Source organism: Pseudomonas sp. FP2300 (genome assembly GCF_030687595.1).
Classification (GTDB): Bacteria; Pseudomonadota; Gammaproteobacteria; order Pseudomonadales; family Pseudomonadaceae; genus Aquipseudomonas; species Aquipseudomonas bijieensis.
Window position 1 is genome coordinate 5,784,791 of the sequence record NZ_CP117440.1, and the last position, 18,314, is coordinate 5,803,104.

Genomic DNA, 18,314 nt, shown 5'->3' on the forward strand with positions numbered 1-18,314 from the left:
TGTCCCTTGAAGCCTTGCCGCCATCAATACCCATAACCATAAAAACGAGGTAATTACCGTGACCACCGACATCGAAGACAGCCGTTCCGCCCGCTTCGCCTTGCGCTGTTCCAGTTTCGCCGAGCGCTGGTTCCCGGACTCCTGGGTCTTTGCCGCGCTGGCGGTGCTGGTGGTTGCCATGGCGACACAATTGATCGGCGCCACGCCTACGGCGGCGGCCATGGCGTTCGGTGACGGCTTCTGGAGCCTGATCCCATTCACCATGCAAATGGCCTTCGTGGTGATCGGCGGATACGTGGTCGCCAGCTCGCCACCGGCCGTAAAATTGATTGACCGCCTGGCACGCATTCCGACCAACGGCCGCTCCGCGGTGGCGTGGGTAGCGCTGATTTCCATGGTCGCGTCATTACTCAACTGGGGCCTGTCGCTGGTATTTGGTGGTTTGCTGGTGCGCGCCCTCGCCCGTCGCACCGACTTGAAGATGGACTACCGCGCCGCCGGAGCCGCCGCCTACTTGGGCCTGGGCGCGGTGTGGGCCCTGGGCTTGTCTTCGTCGGCAGCGCAATTGCAGGCCAACCCGGCCAGCCTGCCGCCGTCGATCCTGTCCATTACCGGTGTCATTCCGTTTACCCAGACGATTTTCCTCTGGCAGTCTGGCGTGATGCTGCTGGCGCTGATCGTGATCTCGTTGATCGTCGCCTACGCCACTGCTCCCGGCCCCAACAGCGCCCGTGACGCCGCCGCTTGCGGGATCGATCCGAGTTTCAGCATGCCGGCGTTGCAGCCCCGCACCCGACCTGGGGAGTGGCTGGAGCACAGTCCGCTGCTGATCATTGCGCTGGTGCTGCTGGCCGCCGGCTGGCTGTTCCACGAGTTTTCAACCAAACCTGCGATCAGTGCCATTTCCGGCCTCAACACCTATAACTTCCTGTTCATCATGCTGGGCGCCTTGCTGCACTGGCGGCCGCGCAGCTTTCTCGACGCCGTGGCGCGCGCGGTGCCGACCACCACGGGCGTGTTGATCCAGTTTCCGTTGTATGGCTCGATCGCCGCGCTGCTGACCACGGTCAAGGGCAGTGACGCCCAGACCCTGGCCCACCACATCTCGACCTTTTTCGTCCAGATCGCCTCCCACGACACCTACGCCCTGTTGATGGGCATCTACTCGGCAGTGCTGGGCTTCTTCATTCCTTCCGGCGGCGGCAAGTGGATTATCGAGGCGCCCTACGTCATGCAGGTGGCCAATGACCTGAACTATCACCTGGGCTGGGCCGTACAGATCTACAACGCCGCCGAAGCGCTGCCGAACCTTATCAACCCGTTCTATATGCTGCCTTTGCTGGGGGTTTTGGGGCTGAAGGCCAGGGACCTGATCGGTTTTTCCTTCGTGCAGTTGCTGGTGCATACGCCCCTGGTACTGGTGCTGCTGTGGGCGCTGGGGACAACATTGAGTTATTTACCGCCAGTGATGCCATAAAGCCATAAAAAAGGGCCGATATTTCCGTCGGCCCACTTTTTCTTCGGCCCGGTCTGTTTCAGTATGGAGACACCCTGTTTCGAGGGGTCCACACGCTGAAAAGGATCTGAGCATGTCCAAACTCGCCGTACTTTCTTTTGCCGCCCTGGCCTTCAGTGCCGCCGCCCATGCCACCGACATTGACGTACAACTGGGCAGCACCGAACGCGTTACCCGCCTCTTCGCCTACCCCAACAACTGCAACGTCATTTGCTTTCGCGACTGGACCCTGGAACAGACCGTCGAGCATTACCTGACCCAAAGCGTGCAGCGCGACGGCTACGGCACGGCCAAGGTCCACGTCAAAATCGATAACGACAAGGTCTATGCCAGCATCAGCGGAGTGCCCAAGAGCTACGGCCAACCACTGAAGGCCCTGCTCGACGCTGGTGACCTGGCGTATAACGGCGCGAGCAAACTCAACAGCGACAAGAAATGGTCCTACAACTGGTACCTGTTCCTGCCGCTGGGCATGGCCCTGGAAAACCGCAAGAGTGTCGAGTTGCTGCACTTCCCGCCGGATTACTCCCTGACCCAGGCCCAGGACTACCTGGAGTCGGCCACCACCGATCGCTGGGCCACCCTGCTGACCGTCAACGGCATTGCCGCCGACCAGACACCGGCCTACCAGACCATCATCGACATCGCGCCCATCGCAGCGCCGTCCAATGCCGGCAGCACGCTGGAAGGCCTCTACAGTTACTTCAACGATTACCAGACCACCATGGTCACGCAGATCACCCAAACCGCCAGCGGCGCCGCGTTGCCGATGGTGGCCTTCGGAGCGCCCGTTCGGAACTGGATCAAGACCCAGTACGGCCAGACTGTGGGCGTGCTCGGCCTGGCGAGCATCACGCCGACTGCGGGGGTCAAGGTGCCGGTCCTGGGCTCCAACCACCCGAGCTACATCTGGTACGCCGCCGACAAGGAAAACTACGACGGTGACGAAGCCAAGGCCGATGCCGCCGGCTTGAAAGTCATGGGCCAGGACCTGAGTGCTGCATGCTGGCAGGCTGGCATGGGCAGCAAGCCGGGCACCGATCCGAGCGCCCTGCTGAACCAGTGCACGCAGACCTGGCAAGTCACGCAAAAGGAAAAGACCTGCGAGTTGTTCTACACCTCGGTGCGTAAACTGAGCGAGGAAGACGCTGAGAAAAAATGCGAAACGCCGGCGATCAAGTCGCAACTTCCGCAGCTGAAGGTGCCCATGCCGCTGCCTGCCGAAGCGGTCTGAACCTTGGGGCGCCTTCCCGCGTAAGCTTGCACTGACGCGGGAAAGCGCCTTTGGCTCCTGTCAGAGTCGACAGTAGATGCAATGTTCAACTTGGGCGAAGCTATCAATGTCTATAGCGACCGCTGGCAGGATCGCCGGTGCCAAAAAGTCGAGTGCCCTAAAAGCCGACAGGGACCGTCATGACCACCTTCATTGCAGATAGAGCTCGCTCACAGAACCGGGATTGCATTTACCCTGAAAAAGAACTCAGCACCCACCTGGGTTATCCATCCGTCCGCGATTTCGACGTGCATCAAACGAGCGACGGACGCAGCAATGGGGTCATCGCCCGAAGGGCCTTCATCCCCATGGAACGGATGTGCAGGGTATCGGGGCTTCTGGTGAGCCGACGACGCCTGCATACGCTGCAGATATTGCCGGAAATACACATGTATGACCCGCGTTTCGCTGGATTGCTGCTGCATTCCTGCAACCCGAATGTCTTTCTCGACATGAGCGAATTGTGGTTGTGGTCGCTGACCCACATCCACAAAGGCGACTACCTGACGATGGACTACGCCAGCACCGAACAGAAACTGTATCGGCAGTTCGCCTGCCGGTGCGGTTCATCCAACTGTCATGGCTGGATCACCGGCTATGACGAACCGCCCAATGAGCAGGGAATGAAATTCCTACGGCACTGGCGTCGTCGCTGTCATCGCGACTGACCCTGAATCAGGGTGCGTCGACCGGACGCAGCCGATACTGCGGCGGCAGTTGCTCGAAACCGCTGATCGTGGTGTCCAGGCTCTTCCAGCGTCCGTCCTTGATGCCGTAGATGCAGCCGTGGATCGACAGTTTCTGCCCACGGTGCCAGGCGTTCTGCACGATGCTGGTATGACCGACGTTGGCCACCTGCTGGATCACGTTGAGCTCGCACAAACGGTCGACACGTTCCTCTTCGGTCGGCAATTGGCCCAACGCCTCGCGATGCTCGTAGTACAGGTCGCGAATCGAGCGCAACCAGCCGTCGATCAGGCCCAGTTGCCGGTCCTGCATCGAGGCCCGCACACCGCCACAGCCGTAATGGCCGGTGACCAGGATGTGTTTGACCTTGAGCACGTCCACCGCGTACTGGATCACCGACAAGCAGTTGAGGTCCGTGTGCAGCACCACGTTGGCCACGTTACGGTGTACGAACAGATCGCCCGGCAACATGCCGACGATCTCGTTGGCCGGCACCCGCGCATCGGAACAGCCGATCCACAGGTACTCCGGGGTTTGCTGACGGGCCAGCTTGGAGAAGAAGTCAGGATCTTCCTGCTTGATCGCATCGGCCCAGCGCGCGTTGTTATCAATCAGATCTTGTAATTCGTTCATGCTGTCTAGCCTCGATAGAGAGTGCGCAACTGTGACAGACGACCGCCGGTCGAGGTCACGTCAGCGATGCATTGGAATTCCTGGGTGCTCTGCCGGTCGACACCAGTAAGGCCCACAGTATGAGGAATTGCCATGAATGATTCACGACGCCCCTTCGATGCGACGCAACCGGAACCCATCGACGACAACGAAGATCGCATGGGCTCGATGCATGAGTTGGAGTTCGACGACGAACAGCCCAGTGCGAAAATCGGCGACGAATTGCCGGAAAACGAACGCGAACAGCTGATGCCACGTGAACGCGTGCGCGAAGCGGGCATGACCGGCGCCTCGACGGATGATCACGAGCCGACCGACGACGACCTGAGCCCGGAAACACTGATTCGCGAAGACGGTGCCCGGGATGCCCGCGAGGCCGGGGACGACGAGCAGGCGGACTGGGACCTGAGCGTGGTGGATGAAAATGATATTGGTGGGGGGGATGGGCTGGATGAAGCGGAAATGGCCGATATCGATCCGCTGGATGGCAAGCGGTAAGTGTCGATAGAGCTGACGCCATCGCGAGCAGGCTCGCTCCCACAGGTTCTGCGTCATAACCAAATGTCTTGAGCGATGCAGATCTAATGTGGGAGCGAGCCTGCTCGCGATGACGGTGTTGCGGTCAACCTTGATGTGGCAGTTCAGTCCACCAAGGTACACGCCATGACCACCGCATCCTCACGCCCACCCACCGCTGGGTAATAATCCCGGCGCCGGCCCACTTCATTGAAGCCATAGCGCTCATACAGCCGGAACGCGGTGCGGTTGCTGTCGCGCACTTCCAGGAAGCATTCCCGGGCCTCGGCCTTGTAGGCAATCGACATCAAGTGTTCCAACAGACGCAAGCCCAGGCCACGGCCCTGGTTTTCCGGCTTGACGGTAATGTTGAGCAGGTGCGCCTCATCCAGGATGATCTGCACCACGCCATGGCCCACTTGCTGCTGGCCTTCGAACATCAGCCAGATCTGGTATTTGCCCAGCCCGTCGAGAAATATCCCGCGGGTCCAGGGATGACTGTAGGCGGCGTATTCGATCTTCAGCACAGCGTCGAGGTCCGCCTCGGTCATCGGGCGGAACGATACAGCGTCACTCATTCGATTCTTTCCAGCGCGCCATCAGCCGGCGCATGGCTTGCCAGACATCAGCCTTGCGCTGTGGCGTTTCCATTAACAGTTCCAGGCCGGGCAACGCCCAGGCCGAGCCCAGGCCTTCGACCTGCAGTTCGCGATTGAACGCTTCGGCATCCGCCTCGCCGGCGAACTTCATCGCCGGCAGGCCGATCAGCCACAAACACGCACAGGGTTCATCTTCGAGCCGCGCCGAAACAAAGCCCTGGACGAAATCCCGCGCCGCTTCCGGCCCCTGGTCCATCGTGCCGCGGGACAACAGCGGCCAGCGCACCGGTTCACCGATGATTTGCGGGCTGTCCGGCAGACCGGCGGCGCGCAGCATGTCCTTGAGCAGCAGATACGCCGGGTCGCGGCTCTGGAAGGGATCGCCCGTGGGCAATTCCACCAGCAACAGGCAACGCCCGGCCCGCAGCAGTTGCAGGGCGAAACGCGGCGGCGCGACGTAAGGTGCCTTGGGCGGCGCCTCGACAACTTCTTCCACCGGCTTGGCATTGGTCCGGGTCGAGGCCAGGCTCGGCCGCGGCACTTCGATTTTCGGCCGTTCGGCCACGGGCGCTACCGGCTCGGCCACCGTCTTGGCCACAGGCGCGGTCACGACCGGCGCGATGTACTCGGGCTCGGGCGTTTCCAGCAGCTCGGGCCGCGACGGGGCGGCGAACGGCAATTCGGTACGCGGCAGCCAGTTGACCACCTGCATGGCGGTCAGATAGGCGCGGCGACGGGACTCGATAAGCAAGGGTCGGCCACTTGTGGATAACTGAAAGTGGAAGGGATTCTACCGCCCTTCGGCGCGGATCGCTTCCCTGTTGCACCGATAGTTGATCGATACAGAACGACAGTCCGTCCAAGGGATGAATCGCAACCGGCCCGATGCAGTACAATCGCCGCTTTTAATTGCCAACCCGACGGCCATTGCGATGATCGAACCCAAGCGCGTCTTGCGCGCCCTCGCTGAACACTGGGCATTGCTGGAACCTTTGTGCGAGCACTTCGACCAGGGCACCCTGAGCCTCAACGAATTGCGTTCACAGCTGGCCGCCCAACAACTGGACAGCACGCCCCAGGACATCACCAACCTGCTGGACGTGTGGATCCGCCTGGACATCCTCGTACCGGTGGCGAAAAGCCCGAACCGCTTCGAGCTCAATGCCCAGATCCATGACTTCCTCGCCTACCTGCGCCGCGAACACCGCCTGGGCCTGTGCCTGGAGATCGAAGCCTACCTGCGCCACCTCGAGCGCCTCGCCGGCTACATCCAGGACGCCTTCGACATCCGCGACGGCAACGACCTGGCCCGCCAGTTGCGCCTGCTGGACATGCGCGTGCGCGACGTGCTCAAGAAACTCGCCAACGACGAACAGGCTCTGGTGGCCGTGGCCGAACGGGCCAAGACCAGCGACCGGCAGATCCCGCTGCGCCAGCGCTACGCGGAAGTGTTGGCAACCTGGGACGAATACGTCGAGCCGATGATCCAACTGGTGAACGCCGATGGCGCGTTCGAGCAAGGCGTGCGCAAGGTCGAGAACGTGCTGTTGCGCATGCTCACCGAACAGCAGCGCCTCGGCCACCTGGTGGACGACGACATGCTGCTGCGCACCCACGCGCGCATCCTCGAGATGCAGACCAGTGCCCAACTGACCCTGCGCCATGCCCGTGAACTGCTCCTGCCACTGCGCGAAGAAGCCCGCCGCCACAACGCCGTGACCCGTGGCGCCGCGCTGGCCCTGGCCGCCATTCGTCGCAAAGGCATCGATGCCGTGCCACAGGCCGCCATGCCGCTGTTCACACGGCCGCAAAGCACCTTCCTCGGCAGCGCCAGCCAGGTCGAGGCCTATGTCTATGCCCTGGCCCGTTTCGAACCGAAACCGGCGCGTTTCCCCAAGTCCCACAAGACCCACAAGGGCGGCGAAGCACCGCGTGCGCCACGCACCGTGCGCGAGATGGTCGAGCGTTGCGAAGACGCCCTGCCGATGCCGGACCTCATGACCTGGCTGCTGGAACAGGAACCGGACGGCGCCACCGACGAATTGCTGTATTGGTTCTCGCGCCTGTCGCGGGAAAAACGTTTCAAGCGCGAGCGTCTGGAACGCCGCGAATACCACACTCACGAGCATCAGGTCAGCCTGCGCTCCTTCGCCCTGCTCTCGGCCCGCGACAGCGCCGCCGAGGATTCTGCGAGCATCCCCCATGCATCTTGATCTATCCGAACTGTCCCAGCTGGCGCCGATCTTCCGCGAGCTGTTCAAGGGCTATCACGTCAGCCGCCGCGACCCGGAGCTGTACGCGCAACTGTCGAACTTCCAGGACCAGTACCGCACGCTGTTCAAGGCCCTGGGCTTCGAGCTGGTATGCGACACCCGTGGCTTCTACTACTTCGTGCCGGACCTGGCCGCCGCGGCGGTGAACAAGACCGCCCAGCGCCTGGCCCTGTTCACCTTCATCCTCGTCGAGCACCTGGCCGACCAGGGCCGCGACCCGATCGCCGTGCTCGACGGTGGCAGCCTGGGCCGCGATGAGCTGCCTTCGCTGCTGGAAAAATACCGCGACCTGTTCATCCAGGCCGAAGTACAAACCCAGGAAGAGCTGGAAGAAAAAATCATGCGGCGCATGACCCAACTGGGTTTTGCCAGCGAAGAGAACGGCGTGTACCGCTTCCTGCCGCCGATGCACCGCTTCCTCGATGTCTGCCTGTCGGTCCAGCAGGACCGCGACCTGGCCGCCAGCCTGCACAGCGTGCTGCCGTTGCCGGCACCGGTGCTGATCGACGAAGACAGCGACGAGAAGCTGCTGCAAACCGATGATCCGCTGGATCTGAGCGAATTCGAAGGTGAAAGCGAAGAAGACGCACTGGCCCGCGCCATTGCCGAAGAACAGGAGACCGACGCATGAGCAAGGAACGCTACGGCATCCGCCGCTTTGCCCTTTTGAACACCGCCGGCTACAGCCTCGGTCTGTTCCCGCTGGAAGAACCGCTGTCGGTATACGGTGCGAACAACCTGGGTAAATCCGCCTCGATCAACGCCTTGCAGTTCCCGATCCTGGCGCGCATGTCGGACATGAGCTTCGGCAAGTACAGCCTGGAGCAATCCCGGAGGTTCTACTTTGCCTCGGACACCAGCTACATCCTGGTGGAAGTCGCCCTGCCCCACGGCCCGCATGTGATCGGCGTGGTCGGTCGCGGCCCGGGCGGCGGTTTCGGTCACCAGTTCTTTGCCTACGCCGGCAAACTGGACCTGGCTCACTACCAGAAAGATGACACCTGCCTGCGGCAGAAAGAGCTGTTCACCAACCTGGAGCGTGAAGGCCTCAAAGCCTACGAACTCAAACCGGATGAACTGCGGCGCCTGCTGGTGGGTGGGCACACCTCGATTCCGCTGGACCTGACGCTGATCCCGCTGCGCTCCACCAGCGAGCAAAGCCTCAAGACTTTCCGCGCGCTGTTCATCAACCTGCTGCACATGCGCGAAATCACCGCGGCCAAGCTCAAGCAACTGTTCCTCGACGCGTTCGAGCACAGCCTGCGCTCCGGTAGCGTGGATTACATCGCCGCGTGCGAAGAAGCCTTCCGCGACGTACGACGCATGGAGCAGGACTACAACTCCCTGGTCGCCGCCGGCCCGCTGGTTGAAGCCCTGGCCAATGGCGTGAAGCAGCGCGACATTTTGCGCGGAAAACTGCATCGCCTGTCGCCATTGCTCGACTCGTTGCTGGGTACCTGGTCGGACTACGCCAGTGCGCGCAAGGAAGAGCTGACCATCCAGGCCGAACACTATCGCAACGAACAGGATTCGCTGCAGAACGACCAGCGCGGTGGCACCCAGGAGCTGATGCGCCTGGAGCGGGAAATCAGCGGTATCCAGCGCTGGATCGGCGAGCTGTCAGTGCTCAAGAACCGCTTCGCCCTGGTGGATGACGTCAAGGTCCTGGAGCAGCAACTGCTCGCCGCCAAGGACGCCCACGATGAACTGGCCGGCGCCCTGGCCCAGTCCCGGCAGTTCAGCGCCGAAGACCTCGAAGAGCGCCTGCGGGATCTGGAAAAACGCCTGAAGTCGGTCAAGCAGCAACTCGATCACGCCGACAACAACAGCTACGCCCGCCTGCGCGAAGAGTTCTCGCAACAGGATGTCGAGCGCCTGATGCGCCTGTTCAACAGCGCCCTGTTCAGCCTGCCACTGGGCGAACACGGCATCGCGCTGGACGAAAACGGCGAGTGGGTCAAATCCATGGAACTGATCCTCGACGGCTTCAAGGGCGAACGCTTCGAAGTCCCGGGCCTGTCCATCGACCTGTCCCACATCGAACCGCCAGCCCTGCAAGCCCTGGCCGATCGCGCCGCACTGCGGGACCAGAAAGAGCGCCTGGAAAAAGAACTCAAGCAGCTTAAGACCCAGCAAGCCGTGGCCGCCGACCGTGCCGCGAGCAAGACCCAGACCGAAGCGCTGTACCAACAGGTCCTGGATGCGCAAAAAGCCCTGGAAGACTTCCGCCGCACCCAGACCCTGAGTGCCGAGGAAGGCGAGAAGCTCGAGCAACTGGCGCAAATGGAAGCCGCCCAGGACGAACTCAAGCGCTCCAGCGATGCCTTCACCGAGCGCGTCCAGCAGTTGTCCGCCAAGTTGCAACTGGTGGGCAGGCAGATCGCCGACATGGAAGCCAAGCAGCGCACCCTCGACGACGCCCTGCGCCGTCGCCAATTGCTGCCCGCGGACCTGCCGTTCGGCACGCCATTCATGGACCCGGTCGACGATTCCATGGACAACCTGCTGCCGCTGCTCAATGACTATCAGGATAGCTGGCAAGGCCTGTTGCGGGTCGACGGCCAGATCGAAGCGCTGTATGCCCAGGTGCGCCTCAAGGGCGTGGCCAAGTTCGACAGTGAAGACGACATGGAACGCCGTCTGCAACTGCTGATCAACGCCTATGCCCACCGCACCGACGAAGCCCTGACCCTGGGCAAGGCCCGACGCGCGGCAGTGACCGACATTGCCCGGACCCTGCGCAACATTCGCAGCGACTACGACAGCCTCGAACATCAACTGGCGCTGTTCAACCGCGAGATCAACAAGCGCCAGGTGTCCAACCTGCAGAGCTTCCGGATCGTCCTGGCGCCGAACAAGGAAGCGCTCAAGCACATCGACCAGATCATCCACAGTGCCGGCCAGTACGAGGAAGGCGAGACGCTGTCGGTGTTCGACCTCAGCCAGAGCGCCGAGCAGGACAACAAGAACGAAGAAGCCAAGGAATACCTGGCGCGTCTGGTGGCAGCGAACCACAACCAGCTCGGTCTCAAGGACCTGTTCGAACTGGCGTTCGAGATCACCAAGGTCAACGGCCAACCCGTGATCCACACCGACATCGACGGTGCGGCATCCAACGGCACCACCATGACCATCAAGGCGCTGACCAACATGTATTTGTTGCTGCACCTGATGGACCGCGAACAGGCCGGTCGTGTGCGCTTGCCGTACTACCTCGACGAAGCGGCGGACATCGACGAGAAAAACCAGGCCGCGCTGCTGGAAACCAGCCTGCAACTGGGCTTCGTGCCGATCCTGGCCAGCGTGAAGCCGCAAGTCTGCGCCAGTGTCGCCATCGACCTGGAAGGCGGCAGCGGCCCGAACGGCATTTACATCGACGAAGCGGACTGGAAATACATCCGGCGTCACGATGCGGTGAGGGCCACGGTGAATGTACAGGCCGATGAGCCGGAGCTGGATCCGGTGTGATGTGAATCTCCGGATGTGAAAAAGGCCGCGATCCAAATGGATCGCGGCCTTTTTCATTGCGAAGTCTTTAATGAACATCATCGCGAGCAGGCTCGCTCCCACATTGGATTGATGTCGTACTTGATAGCCATGAACGACACTTGATCTGTGGGAGCGAGCCTGCTCGCGAAGACGTCAGGACAAACTAACGCGGCCCAATTATTTGCCGAGACTGATCTTCGGCGCCCAAGTCAGCCATTCATCTTCAAACTTGTCGAACAGTGGGAAGGTCTGCTCCGCTCGTGCCGGGCTGCCCATTCTTTCGCCATCCGGCGTTGCGAAGGCAATGCCACCCTGGATCAGCGTTTCAAGCGACTCGGTTCGCACCGTGGCGCCCTTGAACAGACCGAAGTCCAGACCGAAGCCACTGCTGTTCCAGAAGCGTGAGCCGCTGCGCACCAACGGCGCATATTTAGGCTCGATCAGGATATGGATCAGCACCCGGTCCGCCGTCTGGCCCAGTTCATAACCGGTAACCTTGCCCACCGTAATCTCGCGATAGGTCACCGGCACGCCGATCTTCAACGAACCACGGCGGGCCGCGCTCAGCACCAGGCTCAGCCCCGCTTCGGGCACAGCGCTTTCCGGTGGATTGGCAAGGGCCACGAAGCTCTTCTGCGGCCCGAGGTTTTTCGCCGAAGGCTGCACTTCAATGTATTGGCCGGTTACCAGCGTTTCCAGGTTGGAGGTCTTCATCAACCCCAGTTCAGGCTTGACCACCCAGAACTGGGACCCGACCCGGGCGATGCGCTCCGGCACTTCGGTGATACGCGCAGTGAGCAGCACCGATTGCATATCGGCGCTGAGATCAACATCCTCGATCTTGCCTACATCCAACCCTTTGAAACGAATCGGCGTACCACTGCGCAAACCATCGGCGCGGTCGACCTTGATCGTGACCATGGTGCCCCGCTGCTGTGCAGTTTCATGATCGGCAAACAGGCGGAAGCGTGGAATGCGTCTTTTCAGCGGCACATTCGGTTCCGGGGTTTCGAAGGCAATCCCGCCAGCCATCAGGCTTTGCAGGGACTCACTCTTGACCTGGATCCCGCCCGTCAAGCCTCCCGAGAGGGTGATGCCACTGGCGTTCCAGAAACGTGTGGAGCCGTTGACCAGTCCTTCGTATTCCTTCTCGATGTGTACACCGATGATCAACTGCTTTTTCTTGCGGGAGAACTGATAGCTCTGCACCGAGCCGACCTTGACCTGCTTGTAGAGGATCGGACTGCCAACCTCCAGCGATCCGAGGTTTTCGGTCAGCAGGACCAAGTGCAGCCCCGGGGAACGCAAGTCCAGCGGCGGCGCTTTGGCCCGGGCTTCGAACTCGCGCTGCGGCGCGCCGCCCTTGTCACCCGGTCGCACGGCAATGTAGTTGCCCTTGACCAGCGCTTCCAGGCCAGTGATACCCGCCAGGGAGATCGACGGCTTGACGACCCAGAACTGCGTGCCGGTCACCAGGTAATCTTCGGCCAGCGGGTCCAGGGTCAATTCAGCCGTGGCGCTGGACAGGTCTGGATCGACCTTGAGGTTCTTCAGACTGCCGACCTGAATACCCTTGTACATGACCGGCGTACGGCCGGCCTGCAATCCTTCGAAATCGCTGAGTTTGACCTTTACACGGATACCCGCCGCAGCAGCGTCGAAGTCTTCGTAAAGACGGAACGGCAGGCTTGGGTCCGTCGGCGGGCTGTCCTTGCGGCTTTCCGGCGTGGCGAAGGCAATCCCCCCGGCCACGATGCTGGCCAGGGACTCGCTGCGCACTTTGACGCCCGAGAGGTTGGCATCGATGCTGATGCCACTGGCGTTCCAGAAACGCGTATGTTTGCGCACCAGGTTGGCATAGGTCGGCTCGATGAAGATTTTGATCTCGACCTTGCTCTGATCCTCGGACAGCAGGTAGCTCTTCACCTGACCGACCTGGATCTGTTTGTAGAACACCGGGCTGCCACGGTTCAGTGAACCCAACCGATCAGCCTTGAGGGTCAGATGCAAACCCGGCTTGGCGTCCGACAGCGGCGGCTCTTCGACCAGGGCCTTGAATTTACGGGTCGATTCGCCTTCACCGGGGCTGATGGCCACATAGTTACCCGATACCAGGGTTTCCAGGCCAGTGATCCCGGCCAGGCTTACGCTCGGCTTGACCAGCCAGAAACGCGTTCCGGTCTTGAGGTATTGCTCGACGTCCTTATTCATCTCGACCGTCGCGACCACGCCCTTGGAGTTGCCTTCGTCATCGAGTTTAAGGGCCGTCACTTTGCCGACCGTCATCCCTTTGTAGACGACTTCGGTTTTGTTGACCTGGATGCCTTCGCCACTCTCAAAGCGCACAGTGATCTCGATTCCGGTCTCGTTATAAGCCCGCCAGCCGAGCCAGCCGCCGATGATCAAGGCAATCAACGGCAAGACCCAGATGGCCGACCAGTTCGAAGCCGGTCGGGTTTTAGCGGTAGGCAAATCAGTCATGGTCGTCATCCGACTCCGTGTTATCCCAAATCAGTCGGGGATCGAAAGTTACTGCGGCAATCATTGTCAAAATCACTACGCTGGCGAAAGCGATCGCGCCGAGACCGGCTTCGACACTGGCGAGTCGCCCAAAATTCACCACTGCCACCAGAATGGCAATCACGAAAATATCCAGCATCGACCAACGACCAATGAACTCGATGAAACGGTACATAAAGATGCGTTGCCGCGCCGACATGGGCTGGTGCCGTTGCACGGAAAACAGCAACAAGGCGATACCCACCAACTTGAAGGTGGGTACAAGGATACTGGCGATGAACACCACGGCGGCGATGGGAATCATGCCGTGTTGTACCAACTCGATGACGCCGGACATGATCGTACTCGGGGCACCTTGGCCCAGCGAGTTGATGGTCATGATCGGCAACATGTTGGCCGGAATATAGAGAATCGCGGCCGTGATCAACAATGCCCAGGTCCGCATCAAGCTGTTCGGGCGACGGGGGTGAACCAGCGCGCCGCAGCGAGTACAGGTTTGGTTGTCGGCTTCAGCGTCCTGCCGATTCAACTCATGGCACTCCGTACAGATCAGAATGCCTGCATCAATCGCCCGCATGGGCATCTTCTCCTGATAACGCCTGCCAGATCTGATGCGGTGACATCACCACCTCCAGCCAGACCTGGACCAGCAACAAACTGATGAAACACACCAGGCCAAGGCCTACGGTGATGGCCGCCATGTCGGCCAACTTGACGATGGCCACCAGCACGCCCATGAGGTAGACCTCAAGCATCCCCCAGTCTCGTAAATGGTGATAAATGCGGTACAGCAACAAACCGTAGCTACGGCCAAAGTCCAAGCGAATGGTCAACAGCACAGCCAACTGACAAAGCAACTTGAGCAGCGGGATGCCCATGCTGCACAGGAACACCACTGCCGCGATGCCTTGCATACCGGTATCGAACAAACCGACTACCCCACTCCAAACGGTATCCTGGGACGACTGCCCGAGCAGATTGAGTTGCATGATGGGTAAGAAGTTGGCCGGCACGTATAACAGCAGGGCGGCAATAACCAGGGCAAGACTGCGCTCGACTACGTTGTGCCGGTGAGCATAGAGCTCATAGCCGCAGCGGGGGCACTCGGCTTTTTCGCCATGGGCCAGTTGAGGCTTGCGCATCAAAAGGTCGCACTCATGACATGCCACCAGATCGCTCAGGGGTAGATCTGACAACCTATCAATGTCTGACGGATCGGGCATAAACAGCTCTGGCTCAGCTAAGGTGGGGCTATTCTAGTGCTCCAGCTCGGAAATAACTGTGCAAATTTATCACGAGCTTTCGTAGACTTTTCCTACGGGCAAAACAAAACCCCTACCTGCGTCAGCAGATAGGGGTTTCGGAATTTAATCTTGACGATGACCTACTCTCACATGGGGAAACCCCACACTACCATCGGCGATGCATCGTTTCACTTCTGAGTTCGGGATGGGATCAGGTGGTTCCAATGCTCTATGGTCGTCAAGAAATTCGGTAGCCGGTGCGTGCCTTGCGGTCACGTGCCAGCGAATGGGTATGCGATAGATTTGTGTGTTGCGTTCGTGAGCGATGCGAACTTTCGGTTCGTGTCGTCTTCACACACCGCAATCTGGTCTCTTGGCCTTTGGCCTGGAGGATACAAATTGCTTGGGTGTTATATGGTCAAGCCTCACGGGCAATTAGTACAGGTTAGCTCAACGCCTCACAGCGCTTACACACCCTGCCTATCAACGTCGTAGTCTTCGACGGCCCTTCAGGGGACTCAAGGTCCCAGTGAGATCTCATCTTGAGGCAAGTTTCCCGCTTAGATGCTTTCAGCGGTTATCTTTTCCGAACATAGCTACCCGGCAATGCCACTGGCGTGACAACCGGAACACCAGAGGTTCGTCCACTCCGGTCCTCTCGTACTAGGAGCAGCCCCTCTCAAATCTCAAACGTCCACGGCAGATAGGGACCGAACTGTCTCACGACGTTCTAAACCCAGCTCGCGTACCACTTTAAATGGCGAACAGCCATACCCTTGGGACCGGCTTCAGCCCCAGGATGTGATGAGCCGACATCGAGGTGCCAAACACCGCCGTCGATATGAACTCTTGGGCGGTATCAGCCTGTTATCCCCGGAGTACCTTTTATCCGTTGAGCGATGGCCCTTCCATACAGAACCACCGGATCACTAAGACCTACTTTCGTACCTGCTCGACGTGTCTGTCTCGCAGTCAAGCGCGCTTTTGCCTTTATACTCTACGACCGATTTCCGACCGGTCTGAGCGCACCTTCGTACTCCTCCGTTACTCTTTAGGAGGAGACCGCCCCAGTCAAACTACCCACCATACACTGTCCTCGATCCGGATAACGGACCTGAGTTAGAACCTCAAAGTTGCCAGGGTGGTATTTCAAGGATGGCTCCACGCGAACTGGCGTCCACGCTTCAAAGCCTCCCACCTATCCTACACAAGCAAATTCAAAGTCCAGTGCAAAGCTATAGTAAAGGTTCACGGGGTCTTTCCGTCTAGCCGCGGATACACTGCATCTTCACAGCGATTTCAATTTCACTGAGTCTCGGGTGGAGACAGCGCCGCCATCGTTACGCCATTCGTGCAGGTCGGAACTTACCCGACAAGGAATTTCGCTACCTTAGGACCGTTATAGTTACGGCCGCCGTTTACCGGGGCTTCGATCAAGAGCTTCGCGTTAGCTAACCCCATCAATTAACCTTCCGGCACCGGGCAGGCGTCACACCCTATACGTCCACTTTCGTGTTTGCAGAGTGCTGTGTTTTTAATAAACAGTCGCAGCGGCCTGGTATCTTCGACCGGCGTGGGCTTACGCAGCAAGTGCTTCACCCTCACCGGCGCACCTTCTCCCGAAGTTACGGTGCCATTTTGCCTAGTTCCTTCACCCGAGTTCTCTCAAGCGCCTTGGTATTCTCTACCCAACCACCTGTGTCGGTTTGGGGTACGGTTCCTGGTTACCTGAAGCTTAGAAGCTTTTCTTGGAAGCATGGCATCAACCACTTCGTCACCCAAAGGGTAACTCGTCATCAGCTCTCGGCCTTAGAATCCCGGATTTACCTAAGATTCCAGCCTACCACCTTAAACTTGGACAACCAACGCCAAGCTGGCCTAGCCTTCTCCGTCCCTCCATCGCAATAACCAGAAGTACAGGAATATTAACCTGTTTTCCATCGACTACGCTTTTCAGCCTCGCCTTAGGGACCGACTAACCCTGCGTCGATTAACGTTGCGCAGGAAACCTTGGTCTTTCGGCGTGGGTGTTTTTCACACCCATTGTCGTTACTCATGTCAGCATTCGCACTTCTGATACCTCCAGCAAGCTTCTCAACTCACCTTCACAGGCTTACAGAACGCTCCTCTACCGCATCACTTGCGTGATACCCGTAGCTTCGGTGTATGGTTTGAGCCCCGTTACATCTTCCGCGCAGGCCGACTCGACTAGTGAGCTATTACGCTTTCTTTAAAGGGTGGCTGCTTCTAAGCCAACCTCCTAGCTGTCTAAGCCTTCCCACATCGTTTCCCACTTAACCATAACTTTGGGACCTTAGCTGACGGTCTGGGTTGTTTCCCTTTTCACGACGGACGTTAGCACCCGCCGTGTGTCTCCCATGCTCGGCACTTGTAGGTATTCGGAGTTTGCATCGGTTTGGTAAGTCGGGATGACCCCCTAGCCGAAACAGTGCTCTACCCCCTACAGTGATACATGAGGCGCTACCTAAATAGCTTTCGAGGAGAACCAGCTATCTCCGAGCTTGATTAGCCTTTCACTCCGATCCACAGGTCATCCGCTAACTTTTCAACGGTAGTCGGTTCGGTCCTCCAGTCAGTGTTACCTAACCTTCAACCTGCCCATGGATAGATCGCCCGGTTTCGGGTCTATTCCCAGCGACTAGACGCCCTATTAAGACTCGCTTTCGCTACGCCTCCCCTATTCGGTTAAGCTCGCCACTGAAAATAAGTCGCTGACCCATTATACAAAAGGTACGCAGTCACCCAACAAAGTGGGCTCCCACTGCTTGTACGCATACGGTTTCAGGATCTATTTCACTCCCCTCTCCGGGGTTCTTTTCGCCTTTCCCTCACGGTACTAGTTCACTATCGGTCAGTCAGTAGTATTTAGCCTTGGAGGATGGTCCCCCCATATTCAGACAAAGTTTCTCGTGCTCCGTCCTACTCGATTTCACTTCTAAGATCCTTTCGCGTACAGGGCTATCACCCACTATGGCCGCACTTTCCAGAGCGTTCCGCTAAAATCAAAGAAGCTTAAGGGCTAGTCCCCGTTCGCTCGCCACTACTAAGGGAATCTCGGTTGATTTCTTTTCCTCAGGGTACTTAGATGTTTCAGTTCCCCTGGTTCGCCTCTTGCACCTATGTATTCAGTACAAGATAACCATCTTATGATGGCTGGGTTCCCCCATTCAGACATCTCCGGATCAAAGTCTGTTTGCCGACTCCCCGAAGCTTTTCGCAGGCTACCACGTCTTTCATCGCCTCTGACTGCCAAGGCATCCACCGTATGCGCTTCTTCACTTGACCATATAACCCCAAGCAATCTGGTTATACTGTGAAGACGACATTCGCCGAAAATTCGATCTTGCTCATGAGAGCAACTCACAAATTTTACCTTAGCCTGAGCCGTTACCAGTGAAAGTAACGTTCAGTCTATCTTTCTATCACATACCCAAATTTTTAAAGAACGATCTAATCAAAAGACTAGAAATCAACATTCATCACCCTGGGGTGGAATGCTCATTT

At 59.0% G+C, this 18,314-nt stretch carries 13 protein-coding genes and 2 rRNA genes; 7 read left to right on the forward strand and 8 right to left on the reverse strand.

Annotated features, from left to right (window positions below; genetic code table 11):
- The first annotated feature begins 58 nt into the window (after nucleotides 1-58).
- The 3 genes from PSH86_RS25700 to PSH86_RS25710 all read left to right on the forward strand — a co-directional run bounded on the left by PSH86_RS25700 (nucleotide 59) and on the right by PSH86_RS25710 (nucleotide 3,457).
- Nucleotides 59-1,477, forward strand: a complete 1,419-nt coding sequence (locus tag PSH86_RS25700; protein ID WP_109754927.1) for a short-chain fatty acid transporter — start codon at nucleotides 59-61, stop codon at nucleotides 1,475-1,477.
- A 112-nt stretch (nucleotides 1,478-1,589) separates the two neighbouring features.
- Complete coding sequence (locus tag PSH86_RS25705) at nucleotides 1,590-2,750, forward strand: hypothetical protein (protein ID WP_109754928.1); 1,161 nt, start codon at nucleotides 1,590-1,592, stop codon at nucleotides 2,748-2,750.
- 179 nt (nucleotides 2,751-2,929) lie between these two features.
- Complete coding sequence (locus tag PSH86_RS25710; protein ID WP_305485788.1) at nucleotides 2,930-3,457, forward strand: lysine methyltransferase; 528 nt, start codon at nucleotides 2,930-2,932, stop codon at nucleotides 3,455-3,457.
- Between the two features lie 7 nt (nucleotides 3,458-3,464).
- On the opposite strand, the gene can is transcribed toward PSH86_RS25710, so the two are convergent.
- A complete protein-coding gene (can, locus tag PSH86_RS25715) occupies nucleotides 3,465-4,109 on the reverse strand; it encodes a carbonate dehydratase (RefSeq protein WP_003205581.1) in 645 nt (214 codons plus the stop codon).
- Nucleotides 4,110-4,241: 132 nt separating this feature from the next.
- On the opposite strand from can, the gene PSH86_RS25720 reads away from it, so the two are divergent.
- Nucleotides 4,242-4,646, forward strand: coding sequence for a serine kinase/phosphatase (locus tag PSH86_RS25720; RefSeq protein ID WP_176689131.1), 405 nt, complete (start codon nucleotides 4,242-4,244; stop codon nucleotides 4,644-4,646).
- Nucleotides 4,647-4,789: 143 nt separating this feature from the next.
- Here PSH86_RS25720 and rimI read toward each other — a convergent pair whose 3' ends face one another.
- Both rimI and PSH86_RS25730 read right to left on the reverse strand, forming a co-directional pair.
- Nucleotides 4,790-5,242, reverse strand: coding sequence for a ribosomal protein S18-alanine N-acetyltransferase (gene rimI / locus PSH86_RS25725; RefSeq protein WP_047229376.1), 453 nt, complete (start codon nucleotides 5,240-5,242; stop codon nucleotides 4,790-4,792).
- Nucleotides 5,235-6,014 carry an energy transducer TonB gene (locus PSH86_RS25730; protein ID WP_305485791.1) on the reverse strand — a complete coding sequence of 260 codons (780 nt, stop codon included), beginning with the start codon at nucleotides 6,012-6,014 and terminating at the stop codon, nucleotides 5,235-5,237. The genes rimI and PSH86_RS25730 overlap by 8 nt, the downstream gene beginning before the upstream one ends.
- A gap of 181 nt (nucleotides 6,015-6,195) precedes the next feature.
- Between PSH86_RS25730 and mksB the strand changes: the two genes are divergently transcribed.
- The 3 genes from mksB to mksF are packed head-to-tail and all read left to right on the forward strand — an operon-like array spanning nucleotide 6,196 to nucleotide 11,004.
- A complete protein-coding gene (mksB, locus tag PSH86_RS25735; RefSeq protein ID WP_109754932.1) occupies nucleotides 6,196-7,476 on the forward strand; it encodes an Mks condensin complex protein MksB in 1,281 nt (426 codons plus the stop codon).
- Entirely contained in the window at nucleotides 7,466-8,167 is a 702-nt protein-coding gene (gene mksE, locus PSH86_RS25740; RefSeq protein ID WP_014340217.1) for an Mks condensin complex protein MksE, read from the forward strand. The genes mksB and mksE overlap by 11 nt, the downstream gene beginning before the upstream one ends.
- A complete protein-coding gene (gene mksF, locus PSH86_RS25745) occupies nucleotides 8,164-11,004 on the forward strand; it encodes an Mks condensin complex protein MksF (protein WP_135847177.1) in 2,841 nt (946 codons plus the stop codon). Before mksE ends, mksF begins: the two co-directional genes overlap by 4 nt.
- Before the next feature lie 198 nt (nucleotides 11,005-11,202).
- Here the strand turns inward: mksF and PSH86_RS25750 are convergent, their stop codons facing one another.
- The 5 genes from PSH86_RS25750 to PSH86_RS25770 form a co-directional block, all read right to left on the reverse strand.
- Entirely contained in the window at nucleotides 11,203-13,506 is a 2,304-nt protein-coding gene (locus tag PSH86_RS25750) for a PqiB family protein (RefSeq protein ID WP_116834278.1), read from the reverse strand.
- Nucleotides 13,499-14,122, reverse strand: a complete 624-nt coding sequence (locus PSH86_RS25755) for a paraquat-inducible protein A (RefSeq protein WP_109754934.1) — start codon at nucleotides 14,120-14,122, stop codon at nucleotides 13,499-13,501. The genes PSH86_RS25750 and PSH86_RS25755 overlap by 8 nt, the downstream gene beginning before the upstream one ends.
- The gene (locus PSH86_RS25760; RefSeq protein WP_116833455.1) at nucleotides 14,109-14,768 is read right to left on the reverse strand and encodes a paraquat-inducible protein A; all 660 of its coding nucleotides are present in this window, start codon (nucleotides 14,766-14,768) and stop codon (nucleotides 14,109-14,111) included. Before PSH86_RS25760 ends, PSH86_RS25755 begins: the two co-directional genes overlap by 14 nt.
- 148 nt (nucleotides 14,769-14,916) lie before the next feature.
- Nucleotides 14,917-15,032: ribosomal RNA gene (gene rrf, locus PSH86_RS25765) — 5S ribosomal RNA — on the reverse strand.
- Nucleotides 15,033-15,203: 171 nt separating this feature from the next.
- Nucleotides 15,204-18,095: ribosomal RNA gene (locus tag PSH86_RS25770) — 23S ribosomal RNA — on the reverse strand.
- Nucleotides 18,096-18,314 lie beyond the last annotated feature (219 nt).